Source organism: Planococcus sp. VCh962 (assembly GCF_057748275.1).
On the sequence record NZ_JBYLHS010000013.1, the window covers coordinates 33,464 to 51,275 of the forward strand.

Below are 17,812 nucleotides of genomic sequence, written 5' to 3' on the forward strand. Positions count from 1 at the left end.
AATTGTAATAAAAATGTTATATATTACCCGAAATAAGGGTATAGTTTGTCAGCAAGCACACCGAATTCCTTTATGGAAAGCGTTTCTCCTCGGCGTGAAGGTTCAATTTCTGCTTCTTCCAATGCTTTTAAAATCAGCTCTTTCTTTTCTTTGCCGAGCGGCATGGCTGTCTGCAAATTATTCAAAATGGTTTTCCGGCGCTGGACAAACGATCCTCTTGTCACCATGAAAAAGAAATCTTCATCCAACACTTTTACTTGAGGCTCCGGCCGCTTAATCATTCGAATAACAGCTGAATCAACATTCGGCTGTGGCATAAAGACAGTCTTTGGCACCGTCAGCGCCATTTCTGCTTCGGTGTAATACTGGATGGCAATCGACAATGATCCATAAGCTTTTGTGCCAGGCTTTGCCGTAATGCGTTCCGCCACTTCCTTTTGCAGCATGACCACTAAACCTCGAATCGGCAGCTTTTCAAGAAGCAGCTTCATGATAATCGGTGTAGTTACATAATAAGGCAAATTGGCCACCACCATGATGTCTTCGTAGCCAGCCAGCTCTTCTTTAATGGCAGTCTCTACGTCGGCTTTCAAGATATCTGAGTGAATAATTGAAATGTTATCGTATGGAGATAAAGTGTCCTCTAATACCGGCAACAGACGCTGGTCAATTTCAAACGCCAATACTTTTCCTGCCTCGCGTGCTAAATGTTCTGTCAAAGCTCCAATGCCTGGCCCAATTTCAATTACGGCAGACTGTTTTGTCAGCTTTGCCTTGCCAACAATTTTCCGCAAAATATTTGGATCAATCAGGAAGTTCTGGCCTAGACTTTTCTTTACAGCCAGGCCATGTTTCGCCATGATTTCCTGAGTGCGTATGGGTGTAGCAATATCTTTAGTCATGAATGTTCCTCCTGGTTTAACGCTTGTACAGCTTCAATAAATTGAGTTTTGGAAATCCCAAACATATGAAGCCTTTTTTGAAGCTGTTTTCCATTGGTATAGCCTATTTGGAGCAGAGCTCCTAAACGGATCCGGCGCATTTTTGCTTGAGGATGCGCAACCAATGCCGCGTCCATTAAATCCTCCATGGTAATTTCAACCGCTTCCTCTGTTTGGCGAGGTGTATACACAGCTGATAATGCTTCGCGGATGTCTTCGTCTTTGGCATGTTCAATCCCAAGGCCTTTGCCGCTTTTCGCAATGGTCTTTTCTTTTGCTAAAAAGGCATGCTTTACGCCCGGCACATGTTCTTCAATAATAGCACGGATTCGCTGTCCTGGATAATCAGGGTCTGTAAAAACGATGACTCCCCGCTTTTGCTGAGCATGAGCAATGCGCACCAGCGTTTCTTTTGAAATTGCAGAACCGTTCGTCTCAAGCGTGTCTGCATTTACGGCACGTTTGACTGCTACCGTATCATCTTTTCCTTCAACTATGATTATTTCTTTGATTTTCACTTTTGTTCCTCTTTCCCACACTTCTTGTTTCCCCGCTTTAACGATTTCCGCTTTTCCAAACGGGCAATATGTTTTAAAAATCCTGATTGGCCCAATCAATACTTAAAGCAGATAAGTATCCCCTTTGAGTAAAGTTTCTCTTTATTCTACACGCAGGCGGGCACATAAGTAAAAGGCTTTCCCGGGAACTCCCAAGAAAGCCTTGCTGTAAGTGCTCATTGTATTAGTTAAGGACTGTAACTTTCAATTGCTGGCGTCCAAATGCGATAGCATCTGATTGGTTTGCCATAAACAAGTCGATTTTATTTCCTTTGATTGCTCCGCCCGTATCTCCGGCAACCGCATAACCATATCCTTCTACATATACTTTAGAGCCAAGCGGAATGACATTCGGGTCTACCGCGATGACTTTAAGGCCTGGATTGGCTTTTAAGTTAATGCCTGTAGCTGTGATGCCTGAACACCCTGCACAGCTTGCTGTATACGCTGTAGCGGATACATAGAACTCTTTGCCGCTAGTTGGTGCGGCAGCCTTGGCTGATGCCGCTGAAGCTTTTCTTGAAGGTTCAGCTTTTTTGGCTGGCGCTGCTTTTTGAACAGGTGCCGCTTTAGGAGCGGAAGCTTGTTTAACCGTCGCTGCCGAAGCTTGTTTCTCGGAAGCTTTGGGAGTGGTGCCGCGTGAAACGCTGGCAACAACCACTTTAGTTCCCACTGCCGTTACTTGTTTCGTCGGTTCTTTGACCGTTTTTTCGCTCTTAAGATCACGTTTTACTTCTTTGCCGTTTTCTTTCACAACTTCATAAGTTTTAGAGACGACTCCATTTTGGCCTTTTTGGACAAGTTTTTCCTGCCCTTTTAAAAGCTTGGAATCTTTCTTTGTTTCTGCTGCAAATTTCACAGAATCCTCCACTACATCGGTGACCTTTTCTACACGAACTACTTGGACTTTGGAATTCGGAACAACTTTTTCATCCATTCCGTTTTCAACCCGGTCAAGTTCGCCTAGCGTAATTTTGTTCTGTTTTAAAAAGTCAGCGACCGTAGTCGAGGTGGACCATACTTTTTTCTCTTCCAAGCCATCTACAAGAGTTACCTCGTATGCTTTTTCAACAGAAATCGCTGTATCCTCATCTACTTCTTCATTTAATGCAGGCGTAACTTTATCATGTTCCGTAACTTCGACATTCGCTTTCGCTAAAATGTCTTTTACTGTATTGGCTGTAGTCCAGGCAGCTGTTTCTTTGCCATCAACCGATACTTTATATTGCTCTGCCTGATCCCATTCCAGTGCGGTATCTTCTTCAATAACTGTATCTGCAGACTGGCTTAAGTAATCATCTTGAGCCACTTGAATCTGTTGTTCTTCTAAAAACGCCCCTACTGTGTCGGCATGTGTTTTGACTTCTGTCGTTTCGCCGTTAGCAGTCATCTTAACCGTATTTTTTGTTCCCTCATAAATAGCGAACGTCAAAACAGCAGCAAACATTAACACCGTGGCAATAGCAACAAGCAAAGATTTCCCTTTATATAAATTAACTGACTTGCTATTTTTTTCTTGTTTTGTCAAAAATAACTCCTCCTCATTCACTTGAGTGATTATATAGACTCGATTTCAGTGTGTCAACTTAAGCGGGTCTTTCTTATTTTGACGATTGCTCTGTTAATTTGAAAAACTGTTCTGCGTTCCGTGTCGTAATCCGGGCAACTTCTTCAATGGAGATGCCTTTTAAGCGGGCAATCTCTGCTGCGACAAGAGGGACATAAGATGGTTCATTGCGTTTTCCGCGGTAAGGATGCGGTGCAAGATACGGTGCATCGGTTTCAATCATTAAATGCTCGAGAGGAATTTCAGTTGCGACTTCTTTCGGCTTCTTAGCATTTTTAAACGTGACCGGTCCGCCAAGTGAAATCATGAAGTTCATGGCGATGCTTTCGTGTGCCGTTTCTACACTGCCCCCGAAACAATGCATAACGCCGCCGACTTCTTGTGCTTCTTCTTCTTTCAGTATGCGCAATACATCCGCCGTGGCATCCCGATTATGGATGATAATCGGCAACCTGACTTTTTTAGCAAGGCGAATTTGTTTGCGGAATACTTCCTGCTGCACTTCTTTTGGAGATTTGTCCCAATAATAGTCCAGGCCAGTTTCACCAATTCCTACTACTTTTGCATGAGCCGCCAACTCTTCAATCCATTTCAAATCTTCTTCTGTGCAATCGATGGCATCTACCGGGTGCCATCCGACTACGGCATATATAAAATCATGTTTCTCGGCAAGCTCCATAGCACGTTCTATCGTTTTCCGATCGAACCCAATGACAACCATTTTTGTAACATTGTTTTCTAAAGCTCTGTCGATCACTTCATTTAAATCTTCTTCATATTGATCTGCATTTAAATGCACATGGGTATCTATGAACATCAAGCATTCTCCTCACATTAAACCTTATTTTAATCGTTTCCTTCGTTTCTTTCTTCACACCCATATTACAGTTGTATAACAAAACATGTTATTTATATAACAAATCAAGTCATTTTCTGATGCTTTTATCCAATAAAATCCAAAAAAATAAAAGAAGACCTGCATAAAATACAGGTCTTTTGAAGGTTAAATCATCTTGTTATGCCATCCATTTGGATGACTTTTATTACCGTTCCAAGTGAACTATTAATTTTAGCTGTGATATTCATTGAAACAACTCCTAAGGCAATGGCCGAAACTTGTGTGGCCAAGCCTTTGCGAAGAAGCGCATAGCGCAGCGGCGCAGGTGCAGATGCAAGGCAGAGACAGGAGCATGTGTCCTCGCTCTACCCAAAACGGCTGAAGCGGTATGCAAAAGGATGAATCTTTAGCCACCTTGCCTAACTATTCTTATTTATTTAATTTGAGCGCCATTCGGCAATTTCTCATCCACTGCCGCTAATGTCAGATAGCCGTTCTTCTCACCGGCCAAAATCATGCCTTGTGAAAGCTCGCCGCGCAGCTTAACCGGTTTCAGGTTCGCCACGACCACTACTTTCTTCCCGACCAAATCTTCCGGTTTGTAATGCTCTGCAATGCCAGAAACCACTTGGCGCTGTTCATACCCTAAATCCAGCTGCAGTTTCAGCAGTTTAGAAGTTTTTGGAACCGCTTCGCTTGCGGTCACCGTCGCCACCCGCAAGTCCACTTTCATGAACTCATCGATTGTGATCTCTGGCACATCCGGTACTTCTTCTATAATTTCTTCCACCACTTCTTCTGTTTCTGCCGGGGCAGCAGTTCCGCGCATTTGATCGCGGATATAAGCAACTTCCGGCTCTACTTCAAGACGAGGGAAAATTGGGGTGCCTTTTGATACCACTTTAATGCCTTCCGGAATTCCTCCGAATTCCTGCAATGTATCCCATGCCAAAAATTCCTCAGACAAACCAAGCTGTTCAATGATCTGCTTCGGCGCATTCGGCAGGAATGGCTGAAGCATTACTGCGGTCATCCGTAAGCTTTCAGCTAAATGAGCCATAACCGAAGCCAGTTTGCCAACAGATGCTTCATCTTTTGCCAGCACCCATGGCTGTGTTTCATCGATGTATTTATTGGTGCGTGAAATCAATGCCCATACTTCGCTCAGCACAATGCTGAATTGCATTTTTTCCATATGCTGTTCATAAACTTCCACCGTATGCTTAGCTACTTGCTCGAGCATTGCATCAAATTCTGTTTCTTGCCCTGTCACTTGTGGAACTTCCCCGTCAAAGTATTTATTGATCATCGATACTGTGCGGTTCAATAAGTTTCCTAAGTCGTTGGCCAAATCAAAATTTGTGCGTTCAACAAACGATTCAGGCGAGAAAACGCCATCTGAACCGAATGGCAGCTCACGCAGCAAGAAATAGCGTGTTGCATCAAGTCCATAACGCTCTACCAGCATTTCCGGATAGACCACATTGCCTTTTGATTTCGACATTTTGCCGTCTTTCATCATGATAAAGCCGTGGGCGAAAACTTTCTTCGGCAACGGCAAATCCAATGCCATCAAGAAAATCGGCCAATAAATGGTATGGAAACGGACAATGTCCTTGCCAACTACATGGACATCTGCCGGCCAATATTTATTGAAAGCTGATTCATCATCTGAACCATAGCCAAGCGATGTAATATAGTTTGATAAGGCATCCACCCATACATAGATTACATGTTTCGGGTCTCCAGGAACCGGAATTCCCCAGTCAAACGAAGTTCTCGAAACGGATAAATCTTCAAGGCCCGGTTTGATGAAATTGTTGATCATTTCATTTTTGCGGGATTCAGGTTCAATAAACTCGACATGGTTTTCGTAATACGCTAGCAGGCGGTCTGCATATTTCTTCATATTGAAGAAGTATGACTCTTCTTTAACTTTATGGACCGGCCGGCCGCAATCCGGGCAATTGCCATCCACTAACTGTCCTTCTGTATAAAACGATTCACACGGGGTGCAATACCAGCCTTCGTATTGTCCTTTATAGATATCGCCATTGTCTAAAAATGTTTTGAAAATCTTCTCGACGCCTTTTTTATGGCGATCTTCAGTAGTTCGAATAAAATCATCATAAGTAATATCCATAGTGGACCATACTTTTTTAGCGGCGTCAGCCATTTCATCCACATATTGCTGAGGTGCTTTTCCAGCTTCTTGAGCTTTCTCTTCGATTTTTTGGCCATGCTCATCCATGCCAGTCAAGAACCGAACATCATAGCCGCGCAAACGTTTGTAACGGACCATTGCATCCGAAGCCACCGTGGTATAAGCAGTTCCAATATGGAATTTTCCGCTTGGATAATAAATCGGTGTTGTCAGGTAAAAGGTGTTGTTGTTAGCAGTCACGAAAAATTCCTCCAGTTTCTTTGTATAGTTCTTATTTTAACGAAGTCGCCAATATTGTACAATCTTTCAATCCAAGACTGTTTTTCGACATTGGCGAAGAAGCGAAAATATTGAAAAAAAAAGACCTGTTTTTTTCATATCCCATTAGTCTGGCGGATTATTGAGAGAAATTACTTTAAACATCATATTTTCGTCATTTAATGTAAAAATTTATTATAATTTCGATAGTTTTATATTGACCAAATTGCCAGTACTTGGTATGATTTATGACAGGAAGTGGTAAATGTCGAATTTTGACGAAAAAACATCCGACAAATTTGAAGGGAGACTATTATTATGAAATCGACAGGTATTGTACGTAAAGTTGATGAACTAGGCCGAGTTGTAATTCCAATTGAATTGCGCCGTACTTTAGGAATCGCAGAAAAAGATGCTTTGGAAATTTATGTTGACGACGATAAAATTATTTTGAAAAAATATTTACCTAATATGACTTGTGCTGTTACAGGAGAGGTATCTGATGATAACATGCAACTGGTTGGCGGTAAACTGATTCTAAGCCCAGAAGGCGCGGAAATGCTAGTAAAAGAAATCCAAAACAACTTGAAAAAATAAGTCTATACGGTAAAAACCGGAGCGTTTCGTGCGCTCCGGTTTTTTTATACATGATAAGCCTGATAAACATCCCGTTTTGATAAATTACGCTCCTGCGACACTTCTTTGATTGCTTCTTTAGAAGTCATTTGTTTCTTTTCCATCAGTTCTTCTACATGGGCCGAAATCGACAAGTGCTCCCACCATTTCTCTTGTTCAGCGATATCTGGAGAAGCATTTCCTTCTATTATAATGCAAAATTCTCCTCGAATAGTATTCTCTTCTACCCACTCTACCGCCTCTTCAATGGTACCGCGTAGAAACTCTTCGAATTTCTTTGTAATTTCGCGGGCCAACGTAATTTTCCGCTCATTTCCAAAAGCTTTTTGTACGCTTTTCAAACTTTCTTTTAACCTATGAGGTGCTTCGTAAAAAATCAAGGTTTCCTCTTTTTGGCTCAGCACTTCCAGTTCAGCCTGGCGTTCTTTTTTATGGCGTGATAGGAATCCGTAAAAAAGAAAAGGCTGGGGAGTAATGCCGGAAGCAATCAATGCACTAAGTGCCGCATTGGCACCAGGAACTGGCACTACCGGAAAATCTTCTTCCACTACACGTTGCACAATGTCTTCTCCTGGGTCTGAAATACATGGCATACCGGCATCGCTAACCAATGCCACCGACTTCCCTTCATGCAAGTAAGATAAAATTTTAAAGCCCCCGCTGTCCTGGTTATGTTCGTGGTAGCTGACCAGCTTGGTTTGAATATCGAAATAATTGCATAAATTTTTCGTATTCCGGGTATCTTCTGCTGCAATGATATCCACTTCTTTTAAAATGCGAATGGCTCTTACAGTCATGTCTTCCAAATTGCCAATCGGTGTGGCTACTAAATACAGCGTCGCTTTGTTCTCCATGAAACTTTTCTGGGACTTCATTTGCCATCTTCCTTTCCTTTAGCAATATAGCGGATTTTTTGCGGCTTCGATAATTGCTTGAAGGCATATTCCGCTTTCATTGCCGCGGGCTTTGTATCAAAACTTTCATGGTGGATCATTTCGACCGGACCTTTGGCTCGTGTGTATTTCGCGCCTCTTCCTGTGTTATGGGCTTCCAACCGTTTCTGCAGATCGTTTGTATAACCGGCATAGTAGGAACCGTCGGCACATTCAAGTACATAGAAATAATGCTTATTCGCTTCCATAAAGCAATTCTCTCACTTCTTCTGTATATTCCCCATTCTCTCCGTAAACAATCAGCGGCGGCAGGATTTTCAGATCCGGCTTGCCGTCTTTTATACCTTCGATTAACAATGTGTTTGCTTCTTTTCCGGCTTTGGGATAAACCAAACGAACCCTTTTCGGCTCCAACCGATTCGCCCGCATTGCGGTGATGATATCGATGAGGCGTCCGGAGCGGTGCACAAACGCGGCTTTCCCGCCTTGTTTCAGCAGCTTGCTGGCCGCCTGTACAGATTCGTCCAGGGTCAAATGGAGTTCGTGGCGTGCAATCGCCATATGTTCACTGAGGTTTTTATCACTCATTTCATGCGCAGGGAAATAAGGAGGATTACACGTCACAACATCAAACTTTTCAATTCCAAGCTGAGCCGGGATTTCTTTTACATCGCCTTCGATAATGCTGATTTGCTGTTCCAGACTATTGTATTCCACACTTCTGCGGGCCATGTGGACAAGCCGCTCCTGAAGTTCCACTCCAATGATGGAAGATTCCGTTCTAGCGCTTAAAAACAACGGAATGGCTCCATTGCCTGTACATAAATCCACGATTTTCCCGCGTTTTAACGGCACGTAAGCAAAGCGGGCAAGGAGGACCGCATCCAGCGAGAACGAGAACACGGATGGACTTTGGATAATCCGCAAGTTTTCTGCCAATAAGTAATCCAGCCTTTCGTCATCCAATAACATCTTTCCACCTCCTTATACATAATAAAAGGCTGCCGCCACAAAGAGTGTCGGAGCCTTTTTTGATTGTTTTCCAGCAGCAAGCCTAAGCCCCGAGGCTTTAAGCCGATTTGGCTGCAGTCTCCAGTGCCTAGCTCTTCCGCTTTTCTTTCAATTTTGCTTGTTCAAAAACGACAAGCAAAACAGGCAATCGTCGCCTTTTCGCGAACTGCCAAAATGCACATGGCAAACATGGTAACCTTCATGATATAAACGCGCCAAATTATCGTAACCTTCTCCGATGTCCATAGCCGCTTTTTTCAGTTTCACCGGATCCACAACTGCTGTTTCCGGAACCGCTTTATGAAGTTCATCCAAACGTGCCCGCAAATGATGATTTTCGAGCTGCAGCGCATGATGTTCTTCCATCGTATGAGCCACTACCGCTTTCAATTCACGAAATTGCTCTTGCATCGATTCCAATTGCTGCTCAAAATCCATGACCGTGTCTAAAAAGTTCTTCTCTTTCACTTAAAAACCACCTCACGCTCTCGTTCCTTGGCCCATTATCTCACTTAATGAGTATTCTAATGTCTGTTCTTGCTCAGCTAAGCGAATTTTTAACACGCGCTCTAAAATGTTCATGCCAACAACGCGGCCTTCCCCGTCTGGTGTTGATACACGGGCACCGACATCCGGCATTTCTTTTTTAGCAGTTTCGTACTCGTCATTCTCGTATTTCAGGCAGCACATCAACCGTCCGCATAACCCCGAAATTTTTGATGGATTAAGTGACAAATTTTGATCTTTTGCCATTTTGATCGATACCGGCTCAAAGTCGCCTAGGAATGTCGAGCAACAAAGCATACGCCCGCAAGGACCAATACCGCCCAGCATTTTCGCTTCATCTCTTACGCCAATTTGCCGAAGCTCTATGCGGGTCCGGAAAATGGAAGCCAGATCTTTAACCAGATTACGGAAATCGACGCGCCCTTCCGCCGTGAAATAAAAAATGACTTTATTGCGGTCAAATGTATACTCGACATCTACCAGTTTCATCTCCAAGCGATGCTCTTCGATTTTTTGAGTGCCCATTTCAAAAGCACGGCTTGCTTCCAAACGGTTTTCTTCTACTTGCTGGCGGTCCCGGTCAGTTGCTACACGTACCACTTGTTTCAATGGCAGCACCACATCATTTTCCTCAACCGTTTTTACTGGCACGACAACTTTGCCGTATTCTATGCCCCTTGCAGTTTCTACGATGACATAATCGTCTTTTTCAATCGCAAATTCTCCTGGGTCGAAATAATATATTTTACCCGCTTTTTTAAAGCGGACACCAATGACATTATACAATTGCTTATCCCTCCTGCAGGTTCAGCATTAACTGCTCCATCAGCAGCGTTCGGTTCATATTGCGCGGCAATTGCTGTTTGGCTTCTAAAATCGCCTGCAATTGCTTGGACAACACTGAAAATGAACGCTGAAGTGCCAACTGCTTCCATTTTTCTTCCATGTCTGGATATGTTCGCGCAGTTTCAAGACCCGCTTTTACCGAAGCGATGTCCCGATATGCAAATAATAACATGTCGAGCCCTCTTTCGGTATCCTCTTTTTCTTTAAATACCGGAAGCCATTCCGATTGAAGCAATAAAAGAGCCTCATGGATATTGCTGTTAACGGCCTCTACTAATTTTAACACAATTTTGCGTTGCTGAATAAAAGCTTCATCCGAACTTAAACGGACCGCTTCTTCGATGTTTTGCGTCAACATGCTGACAGTCGCTGCCAGTGAGGCAGTCATGCCGTCGGCAAGCAGCTGCTCCATCATTTTCGGTCGCGACAATGGCTGAAAAGATACAATCTGGCAACGTGACCGGATTGTCGTCATGATGGCATTTAAACGTTCCGTCAACAAGATCGCAGTTACATTCATCTCAGGTTCCTCTAAAAATTTTAATAATGCATTAGCTGATGCATTATTCATTCGGTCTGCATCTTGAATTACATATATTTTACGGCCTGTACTAAAGCCCGTTTTATTCATATTAAAAATCAATTCACGAATCTGATCGATTTTGATGTTTTGCCCATCCGGCTCAATAAAGACAATGCTTGGATGGTTGCCTGTATTATAAAGGTGGCAACTGTGGCATGTTTCACATGGAACATTCTCTACAGGGGCTTCACAAAGCAAAAGCTTTACAAAAAAATGAGTCACTTCCGTTAATCCGGAACCCGCTGGCCCTTCAAATAAATAAGCATGCGCCAGACGGTCTTTTGCATAAGCCCCCTGCAGTCTTTTCATCACAACCGGCTGCATTTCCTGAAACTGTTCGATTGTCTTTTGCATATTTTCACCTTCATTCAGCCTTTGTAAAAAATCCCGTGTTCCAGTCGGAGCACGGGTATCTCGTATAACCTATATTGCTTAACGCATTCTGCGTCTCCAGAAATGTTTAAAAATGATGGAACTGCTCAATTGGCAAGACGAAAATTGTCGCGCCTCCTACTTCCACTTCAACCGGATATGGAATATAAGAATCTGCATTGCCACCCATTGGTGAAACAGGGGCAACCATTTGTTCACGTGAACGGCAATTATCCCGGATTAAATCCATCAGTTTCGGTATGAGGCCATCCTCGACACCAATCAAAAAAGTGGTGTTCCCTGAGCGCAAGAACCCTCCAGTACTGGCAAGTTTGGTAGCCCGGAAATCATTTTTTGTTAACGCATTGGATAAGCGATTACTATCTTGATCCTGCACGACTGCAACAACGAGTTTCATCAGCACTCACTCCTTTTCTGTAGTCCTTCTATATAAGTATACCATGAAGAAAGACTTACACTGCATATCTTCCCAGCGTTTCTCAAATTCTGGATGAATTTATAAAAGTGGAAACCGTATGGAAAGCATGTTGAAAGACCGTCTCGATACCCTTCCCCGCATCAATGACTTGAATCCGTTCTGGGTACTGTCCTACAAGCAATTGATAGCCTTCACGCACCGCTTCATGGAATTTCATCGATTCCACATCCAGGCGGTTCACTTCCCTGCCAGCATCTTTCCCAATGCGGGCCAGACCAACTTCTGGTTCTACATCAAAATAAAGCGTTAAGTCCGGCATGTATTCATCTATGGCAAACTTGTTGATTGCATAAATTTCTTTTATGCCCAGGCCTCTTGCATAACCTTGATACGCTAAACTGCTATCTATGTAACGGTCACATAAAACCACTTTCCCAGCTTCTATAGCTGGAATAACTTTTTCAACTAAATGCTGTCTTCTTGCGGCGGCATATAGCAAAGCTTCTGTCCGTGCATCCATTTTGACGTTGTCCCTATCCAAGATGACTTTCCGAATTTGTTCTGCAATATCAATACCACCCGGTTCTCTTGTACAGACCACTGAAAGTCCTTGTTGTTCCAATGCGGCTGCCAGCCGTTTTAATATGCTGGTTTTCCCGGATCCTTCTCCGCCTTCCAGCGTAATCAAATAACCCATTCTTTTCCTCACCTGATTTCCTCATGTTCTAATTCCCTTTAACTATACAGGAAATGAACCTCTTAGAACATCAATACGTGGGGCGCAGCCCGGCCGCAAACAACTCCTAAACGCTGCAATCCGGGCTTATTCCTCAACTTCTGCCACTTGATACGCTTCATCATATAAAATGAGTTGGCTATTGATTTCGGATTCCCCGTCTTTCTTTTTGACATAGCGGTATTGACCTGTTGCATCTTGTTCCCGCGCCTTCGTATTATCTTTTAAAGCGATGTCCAACACATGCTTAATTTGAGCTTTAATTTGGCTGCTGTAAACAGGGAACAAAATCTCAATGCGGTTTTCCATATTCCTTGTCATCATATCCGCTGACGACAAAAACGTCTTTTCTTCTCCATTATGGTAGAAATAATAAACTCGGCTATGTTCTAGAAGCCGGCCCACAATACTTCTGACACGGATATTTTCACTGACACCTTTTATGCCTGGACGGAGGCAGCAAATCCCACGCACAATCAAGTCGATTCGCACTCCCTCAATCGACGCTTCGTATAATTTTTTGATCAGTTCTTTATCCGTCAAAGAATTCATTTTAGCGATAATCCGGCCATTGCCAAATTTCTTATGGGATTTAATCTCCGCTTCGATCAATTCAAGAAAGTCTTTTCGAATACTGAACGGTGCTACGGATAAATGATGGAATTCCGGCTTTTCGGTATAGCCGCTCAAAAAATTGAAAAAGTTGGTCGCATCTACCCCGAATTCCCGCACGGAAGTAAAGAGGCTCATGTCCGTGTAGATTTTGGCTGTTTGGTCATTATAATTACCTGTCCCCAGATGGACAAAACGTGCAATTTGGCCATCCCTTTTGCGTACAATCAAAGTGATTTTGCTATGGGTTTTCAGATGGTTCATGCCATAAATCACATGGCATCCAGCCTGCTCCAGCTCTTTTGCCCATTGGACGTTGTTCTCTTCATCAAAACGCGCTTTGAGTTCCACCAAAACTGTGACTTGCTTGCCATTCTCAGCAGCTCTTTTTAATGCTTTGATAATTGGCGAATCACCGCTTACCCGATAAAGAGTTTGCTTGATCGCCAAGACATCCGGATCATCAGCCGCTTTCGACATAAAATTCACAACAGGCTCAAATGATTCATACGGATGATGTAAAAAAACGTCTTGTTCAAGCACTTTATCAAAAATATCTTCATCAGAAGCCAAGTCGCGAGGCCGTTGGGAAATTCGGCTTTCATACACAAGCTTCTTATGGGTTTTAGCCATTTTTTTATAAAAATTAAAGAACAGCGTTAAATCCAGCGGACCTTCAATTTCATAAACGTCTTTTTTAGTAATTTCCAGCGCCTCTGTCAGGTAAGTCAGCATGCCCTGGTCCATGCCTTCTTTTTGCACTTCAAGACGGACCGCTGCCCCCCATTTCCGCTTTCTCAACTCTTCTTCTATTTCCTTCAATAGGTCGCGTGCGCCTTCTTCGTGAATTGTCATGTCGGCATTTCGGGTGATGCGGAAAACGGATACAGAAGCCACTGCAAAGCCTTGAAACAGCTTGCTGATAAAATGCCTAATGACATCTTCTAATAAAACAAAACGCTCCTTGCCTGCTTTGGCGTCCAAATAAACAAAACGATCGAGTACAGCTGGCATTTGAACAATCGCCGTTTTATATTGATTTTTAGCTTCTTCATCCTGGTCTTCAAGCAAGATAGCCAAGTTGATGCTTCTATTCAAAAGCATGGGAAATGGCCGATAGGCATCAATTGCCAGTGGTGTAAGGACAGGAAAAATCTGCTCATCAAAATAAGCTTCTATTTCTTTAAGCTCCCGGTCCGTCAATTCCGCCATTTTGAAAATCCGTACTCCTTCATGCTTCATTTTCGGAAGCAATACATCGCGCAAAGTCTGATACTGCAGCTCCACCAATTGATGAGTCTTGTTCCCGATCTCTTTCAATTGCTGTCTTGGAGTCATGCCAGCTTTATTTTCCGGTCTGGCAAAGCCTACTTTCACTTGATCTTGAAGACCTGCTACACGCACCATAAAAAATTCATCAAGGTTCGAACTGAATATCGATAAAAATTTGAAACGTTCCAGCAAAGGATTGCGTTCATCTAATGCTTCTCTCAGCACCCTTTCGTTAAAAGCAAGCCAACTCAATTCTCTATTGTTGTAATAAGAAGGATTATCAAGATCAACGGTGTTTTTCTTCATCGTAATCACATTCTCCGCCATCCTTTGTCTTCAAATTCGTGTCTCTTTTCTACCCGATTATTGGGGTTGCCGAGCCAATTCTTCATGGAATTGCAGGTCAATGGATTTTTTCAAGTGCTTTTCAAGATGTTTTTTCTGTTTTTCCGCTTGGTATTGTTCCGGCATCCAGTCACTATTGCACTCTATTTCAAACACAAGTTGTCCTGCTGTCGGCTCTTCAATTCGAATTGCTTCAATAATATTCCGTTTGGTTGCATTCAAACTGTAAGCAAGTTTGACAATGGCTCCAAACAGACTGTATTTTGCCAGCTCATCTTTCGTAAACCAATCTTCATAAAGCGCAGTATTCCGTTTGAAAACTTCCCGGTTTTTAAAAGAGGCGATTAACGCTACCGTCATACGGTCCTTATGCAATAATCCATCAATTGTGCGGTTGGCCAATAAATAAAAAGTATGTTGATGGCTTGCTTCCGCATCAATGTAGGATCCAAGGTTATAGAGAGCACTGCCCAAACGGAGGTATTTCACGTCTTTCGAATCAAGAGCAAAAACTTTGCACTTTTCAAGCTCATTTAAAATCATCATGGCATTCTTGCTGACATGAGAAGCGTGATTCAAATTAATGTCAAAGTCACTCGCCAATTCATAAAAACTTTCTTCCAAAACATTCGGGAAAATAGAAAGCTCAAATTCTTTCGTCATTTCTTCATAAAAGACGCCGTCCCTTAGTCCTTTTCTGCTCAAAGCAAAAGTATTCGTTTCGATATAATCCATCAAATAGGAAAAAACCTCAATAGCTGGAATGATAATATCTGCCCTGTCTCTTGTCAGGCCTTCCAAGCGCTGGATTTCAGGAAAATCCATGCTCAACAGCAGATTTTGCACCCCTTTAACGTTTTTAGCAGTCATCATATATTGGTGTATGCCCGCAACCGGGTAACCGATGTATTCCTGATGGATCTGGGCTAAATTCCGTGCACTTCCCCCTATTCCAATCAGCGGCAACTTTTTATTAGCAAGCCATGGAAGGGTTTGGAACTGTTCCTTCAAAAACTTGCGGAGCGTCTTTAGTTCTTGGGAAGTGGGAAGATTGCCTTTGATAAATTGCTGTTTTAAAGACAATGCACCAAACGGAAAACTATAGAAAAAAATTAATTTCCGGTTTTGGAAATAAGTGATTTCCGTGCTTCCTCCACCAATATCCACCGTGATGCCATTTTCAAAAGGTGTAGAATTCACGACTGCCAAAAAGCCATAATTCGCTTCTTCATATTCCGATAAGATCCGCATTGAGAAATCTGTTTCTTTTTCAACACGTTCTAAAATTTCTTCTTGATTAGTGGCTTGCCGAATCGCTGCAGTAGCTACACATCTAATTTCCTTCAATTTATGATGTCTTGTAACTTCCTGAAAGCCTTGAAGAGTATGTATCAATACATCGATCCCTTCAGGCTCCAGCTTTCCGTTTTCCGACAAATAATTGCGCAAACGGGCAACTGCTTTGACGTTTTCACTTTCTGTCAGTTTCCCGCTTTTATCGCGTGTGTAAATGACGAGCCGCATGGTATTTGAGCCAATATCCACAATTGCATACTTTTCCTGATCCAACATAATTTCCACATCCCGCCCCTGTAAAATTTCGTATACTATATCATACCCAAATTTCAGAAATTATGACTATTTTATTGTAGGCAGGACGCAGATTAATTTTTCTTCTAATCGATGTTCTCCTTGAATCTGAGCTCCCGTCGACAGATAATCCATCAATCCTTCCAGTTTATCCATGGTCCATTTTTCACCCGGAACAATCAACGGTACGCCAGGAGGATAAGGAATCACCATGCCAGCCGAAATCCGGCCGAATGCTTTTGTATAAGAAATCCATTCCCGTGCTTCCATATCCAATTGAGCAAAAGAGATTTCAGGAACGCTGATCCTCTGTTGAATCGGCATTTTCACCATAACCGCTTCACGAGGTTCTTGCTTTAATGCTTGCACCGCTTCTTTAATGCGGCTACGAACCTCTGCGAAAGGGTAGCTGTTCGGCTGTTTCAATAAAGGCAAGATTAGCAGAACCTGATAAGGATCTGCTAATTCTACATGGATTCCCACTTTTTCCAATTGTTTTTTTAACTGAAAGCCGCTGTTGTATTCGGTTCTAAGCATCAATTTTAAAGGATCGTCCGATTCAAAAACCTCAAGTTTTGGAATGCTCTTTAACCCCTTCAAAAACTGTTCTCTTTTACCTTCAAAATGCCGCATGTCCGGTTGCGTATAATTTTGAACAAATGCCCGTGCATCGTCCAGCGAGGCCATAATAAGATAAGACGGGCTGCTCGATTGCAGCATTCTTAAATATTTCTTGATTTTTTCTGTATTAACCAAATTTCCTTTCACATGTAAGAACGACCCCATGGTCATAGCCGGCAATGTCTTATGCGCTGAATGTACCACTACATCCGCTCCGAGCGCCAAAGCTGAAGCAGGATACGGTTCACCAATTTGAAAATGGGCACCATGAGCTTCGTCCACTAATACCGCTATGCCTTTGGAATGGCAAAGAGCAATAGTTTCTTTTAATCCCGCTGTTGCCATACCATAATAATTAGGATATGTCAGAACCACCGCCTTTGCCTGCGGATATGACGTCACTGCTGCTGCAATATCTGAAAAGGCAACCCCAGCAACTGTCAGCGATTCCTCGTCCCATTCAGGCGCTACATAAACCGGCCGTATTTTTGCTAATTCAAGTGCATGAAAAATCGACTTATGTGAATTTCGTTGGACAATTACTGTATCGCCTTCTTTGCAAACTGCATGTATCATTGCTAAATTGCCGACTGTCGATCCGTTTATCAGGAAAAAACTTTCATCCGCTCCATAAGTGTCTGCCAGCAGGCTCTGCGCTTCATAAATAGCCTCTTCGGGATAATGAAGATCGTCTAAACCGGTAACTTCAGTTAAGTCATACGAGAGCGCTGTGCGGATTGCTTGTGGCAGTGCAGATAATTCACCGTTCTTGTGGCCGGGCACATGAAAGGAAATTGGCAGTTGCTGCTGAAATGCGGTTAAAGCTTCTACTAAAGGTTTTCGATGCGTCATAATTTTCATCCTTACGTTTTTTATCATTATGTGTATTATAGCTGAAAGCTTTAAGTTAAGCTGTGTATCTACTGAGAGCCAATCAGGGGCTTATCTCTTGAAAACGCAAAAAAAGCCGTTGCCGGATATACCGGCAACGGCTTTTTTTTAATGGCCCAGCGACGTCCTACTC

Annotated in this window: 17 protein-coding genes; 1 reads left to right on the forward strand and 16 read right to left on the reverse strand. The window is 42.8% G+C overall.

What is annotated here, in order from left to right; translation table 11 throughout:
* Positions 1–23: 23 nt before the first annotated feature.
* From rsmA to metG, 5 genes are all read right to left on the reverse strand, one after another.
* Entirely contained in the window at positions 24–902 is an 879-nt protein-coding gene (gene rsmA / locus AC3AQ9_RS19605; RefSeq protein ID WP_488309158.1) for a 16S rRNA (adenine(1518)-N(6)/adenine(1519)-N(6))-dimethyltransferase RsmA, read from the reverse strand.
* Positions 899–1,459: a ribonuclease M5 gene (gene rnmV, locus AC3AQ9_RS19610; RefSeq protein ID WP_488309159.1), complete on the reverse strand. Its 561-nt coding sequence runs from the start codon at positions 1,457–1,459 to the stop codon at positions 899–901. The genes rsmA and rnmV overlap by 4 nt, the downstream gene beginning before the upstream one ends.
* Before the next feature lie 223 nt (positions 1,460–1,682).
* Positions 1,683–3,026 (reverse strand): ubiquitin-like domain-containing protein, encoded by a 1,344-nt coding sequence (locus AC3AQ9_RS19615; protein WP_488309160.1) that lies wholly within the window; start codon positions 3,024–3,026, stop codon positions 1,683–1,685.
* A gap of 73 nt (positions 3,027–3,099) precedes the next feature.
* Positions 3,100–3,882, reverse strand: a complete 783-nt coding sequence (locus tag AC3AQ9_RS19620; protein WP_488309161.1) for a TatD family hydrolase — start codon at positions 3,880–3,882, stop codon at positions 3,100–3,102.
* A 454-nt stretch (positions 3,883–4,336) separates the two neighbouring features.
* The gene (gene metG / locus AC3AQ9_RS19625) at positions 4,337–6,307 is read right to left on the reverse strand and encodes a methionine--tRNA ligase (protein ID WP_488309162.1); all 1,971 of its coding nucleotides are present in this window, start codon (positions 6,305–6,307) and stop codon (positions 4,337–4,339) included.
* Between the two features lie 336 nt (positions 6,308–6,643).
* Here metG and abrB point away from each other — a divergent pair, with 336 nt between their 5' ends.
* Positions 6,644–6,922 carry a transition state genes transcriptional regulator AbrB gene (abrB, locus tag AC3AQ9_RS19630; RefSeq protein ID WP_036802110.1) on the forward strand — a complete coding sequence of 93 codons (279 nt, stop codon included), beginning with the start codon at positions 6,644–6,646 and terminating at the stop codon, positions 6,920–6,922.
* A gap of 44 nt (positions 6,923–6,966) precedes the next feature.
* Here abrB and rsmI read toward each other — a convergent pair whose 3' ends face one another.
* The 11 genes from rsmI to AC3AQ9_RS19685 all read right to left on the reverse strand — a co-directional run bounded on the left by rsmI (position 6,967) and on the right by AC3AQ9_RS19685 (position 17,640).
* A complete protein-coding gene (gene rsmI / locus AC3AQ9_RS19635) occupies positions 6,967–7,836 on the reverse strand; it encodes a 16S rRNA (cytidine(1402)-2'-O)-methyltransferase (protein ID WP_488309163.1) in 870 nt (289 codons plus the stop codon).
* On the reverse strand, positions 7,833–8,102 hold the full coding sequence (locus AC3AQ9_RS19640) for a GIY-YIG nuclease family protein (RefSeq protein WP_488309164.1): 270 nt from the start codon (positions 8,100–8,102) through the stop codon (positions 7,833–7,835). The genes rsmI and AC3AQ9_RS19640 overlap by 4 nt, the downstream gene beginning before the upstream one ends.
* Positions 8,089–8,826, reverse strand: a complete 738-nt coding sequence (locus AC3AQ9_RS19645; protein ID WP_488309165.1) for a tRNA1(Val) (adenine(37)-N6)-methyltransferase — start codon at positions 8,824–8,826, stop codon at positions 8,089–8,091. The genes AC3AQ9_RS19640 and AC3AQ9_RS19645 overlap by 14 nt, the downstream gene beginning before the upstream one ends.
* A 147-nt stretch (positions 8,827–8,973) precedes the next feature.
* Entirely contained in the window at positions 8,974–9,333 is a 360-nt protein-coding gene (yabA, locus tag AC3AQ9_RS19650; protein WP_300990883.1) for a DNA replication initiation control protein YabA, read from the reverse strand.
* A gap of 12 nt (positions 9,334–9,345) precedes the next feature.
* Positions 9,346–10,158 carry a PSP1 domain-containing protein gene (locus tag AC3AQ9_RS19655; protein ID WP_488309166.1) on the reverse strand — a complete coding sequence of 271 codons (813 nt, stop codon included), beginning with the start codon at positions 10,156–10,158 and terminating at the stop codon, positions 9,346–9,348.
* A gap of 4 nt (positions 10,159–10,162) precedes the next feature.
* Positions 10,163–11,155 carry a DNA polymerase III subunit delta' gene (gene holB, locus AC3AQ9_RS19660; protein ID WP_488309167.1) on the reverse strand — a complete coding sequence of 331 codons (993 nt, stop codon included), beginning with the start codon at positions 11,153–11,155 and terminating at the stop codon, positions 10,163–10,165.
* 106 nt (positions 11,156–11,261) lie between these two features.
* Positions 11,262–11,591 carry a cyclic di-AMP receptor DarA gene (gene darA / locus AC3AQ9_RS19665; protein WP_488309168.1) on the reverse strand — a complete coding sequence of 110 codons (330 nt, stop codon included), beginning with the start codon at positions 11,589–11,591 and terminating at the stop codon, positions 11,262–11,264.
* Between the two features lie 82 nt (positions 11,592–11,673).
* Complete coding sequence (tmk, locus tag AC3AQ9_RS19670) at positions 11,674–12,309, reverse strand: dTMP kinase (RefSeq protein ID WP_488309171.1); 636 nt, start codon at positions 12,307–12,309, stop codon at positions 11,674–11,676.
* Positions 12,310–12,435: 126 nt separating this feature from the next.
* Positions 12,436–14,538 (reverse strand): RNA degradosome polyphosphate kinase, encoded by a 2,103-nt coding sequence (locus tag AC3AQ9_RS19675; RefSeq protein ID WP_488309172.1) that lies wholly within the window; start codon positions 14,536–14,538, stop codon positions 12,436–12,438.
* Positions 14,539–14,595: 57 nt separating this feature from the next.
* The gene (gene ppx, locus AC3AQ9_RS19680; RefSeq protein WP_488309173.1) at positions 14,596–16,149 is read right to left on the reverse strand and encodes an exopolyphosphatase; all 1,554 of its coding nucleotides are present in this window, start codon (positions 16,147–16,149) and stop codon (positions 14,596–14,598) included.
* A 66-nt stretch (positions 16,150–16,215) separates the two neighbouring features.
* Positions 16,216–17,640, reverse strand: coding sequence for an aminotransferase class I/II-fold pyridoxal phosphate-dependent enzyme (locus AC3AQ9_RS19685; RefSeq protein WP_488309169.1), 1,425 nt, complete (start codon positions 17,638–17,640; stop codon positions 16,216–16,218).
* Between the last annotated feature and the right edge of the window lie 172 nt (positions 17,641–17,812).

Coding starts and splice junctions, on each gene's coding strand:
- rsmA (WP_488309158.1), bottom strand. CDS start 902: ATGACTAAAGATATTGCTACACCCATACGCACTCAGGAAATCATGGCG.
- AC3AQ9_RS19620 (WP_488309161.1), bottom strand. CDS start 3,882: ATGTTCATAGATACCCATGTGCATTTAAATGCAGATCAATATGAAGAA.
- abrB (WP_036802110.1), top strand. CDS start 6,644: ATGAAATCGACAGGTATTGTACGTAAAGTTGATGAACTAGGCCGAGTT.
- rsmI (WP_488309163.1), bottom strand. CDS start 7,836: ATGAAGTCCCAGAAAAGTTTCATGGAGAACAAAGCGACGCTGTATTTA.
- AC3AQ9_RS19640 (WP_488309164.1), bottom strand. CDS start 8,102: ATGGAAGCGAATAAGCATTATTTCTATGTACTTGAATGTGCCGACGGT.
- AC3AQ9_RS19645 (WP_488309165.1), bottom strand. CDS start 8,826: ATGTTATTGGATGACGAAAGGCTGGATTACTTATTGGCAGAAAACTTG.
- holB (WP_488309167.1), bottom strand. CDS start 11,155: ATGCAAAAGACAATCGAACAGTTTCAGGAAATGCAGCCGGTTGTGATG.
- darA (WP_488309168.1), bottom strand. CDS start 11,591: ATGAAACTCGTTGTTGCAGTCGTGCAGGATCAAGATAGTAATCGCTTA.
- tmk (WP_488309171.1), bottom strand. CDS start 12,309: ATGGGTTATTTGATTACGCTGGAAGGCGGAGAAGGATCCGGGAAAACC.
- AC3AQ9_RS19675 (WP_488309172.1), bottom strand. CDS start 14,538: ATGAAGAAAAACACCGTTGATCTTGATAATCCTTCTTATTACAACAAT.
- ppx (WP_488309173.1), bottom strand. CDS start 16,149: ATGTTGGATCAGGAAAAGTATGCAATTGTGGATATTGGCTCAAATACC.
- AC3AQ9_RS19685 (WP_488309169.1), bottom strand. CDS start 17,640: ATGACGCATCGAAAACCTTTAGTAGAAGCTTTAACCGCATTTCAGCAG.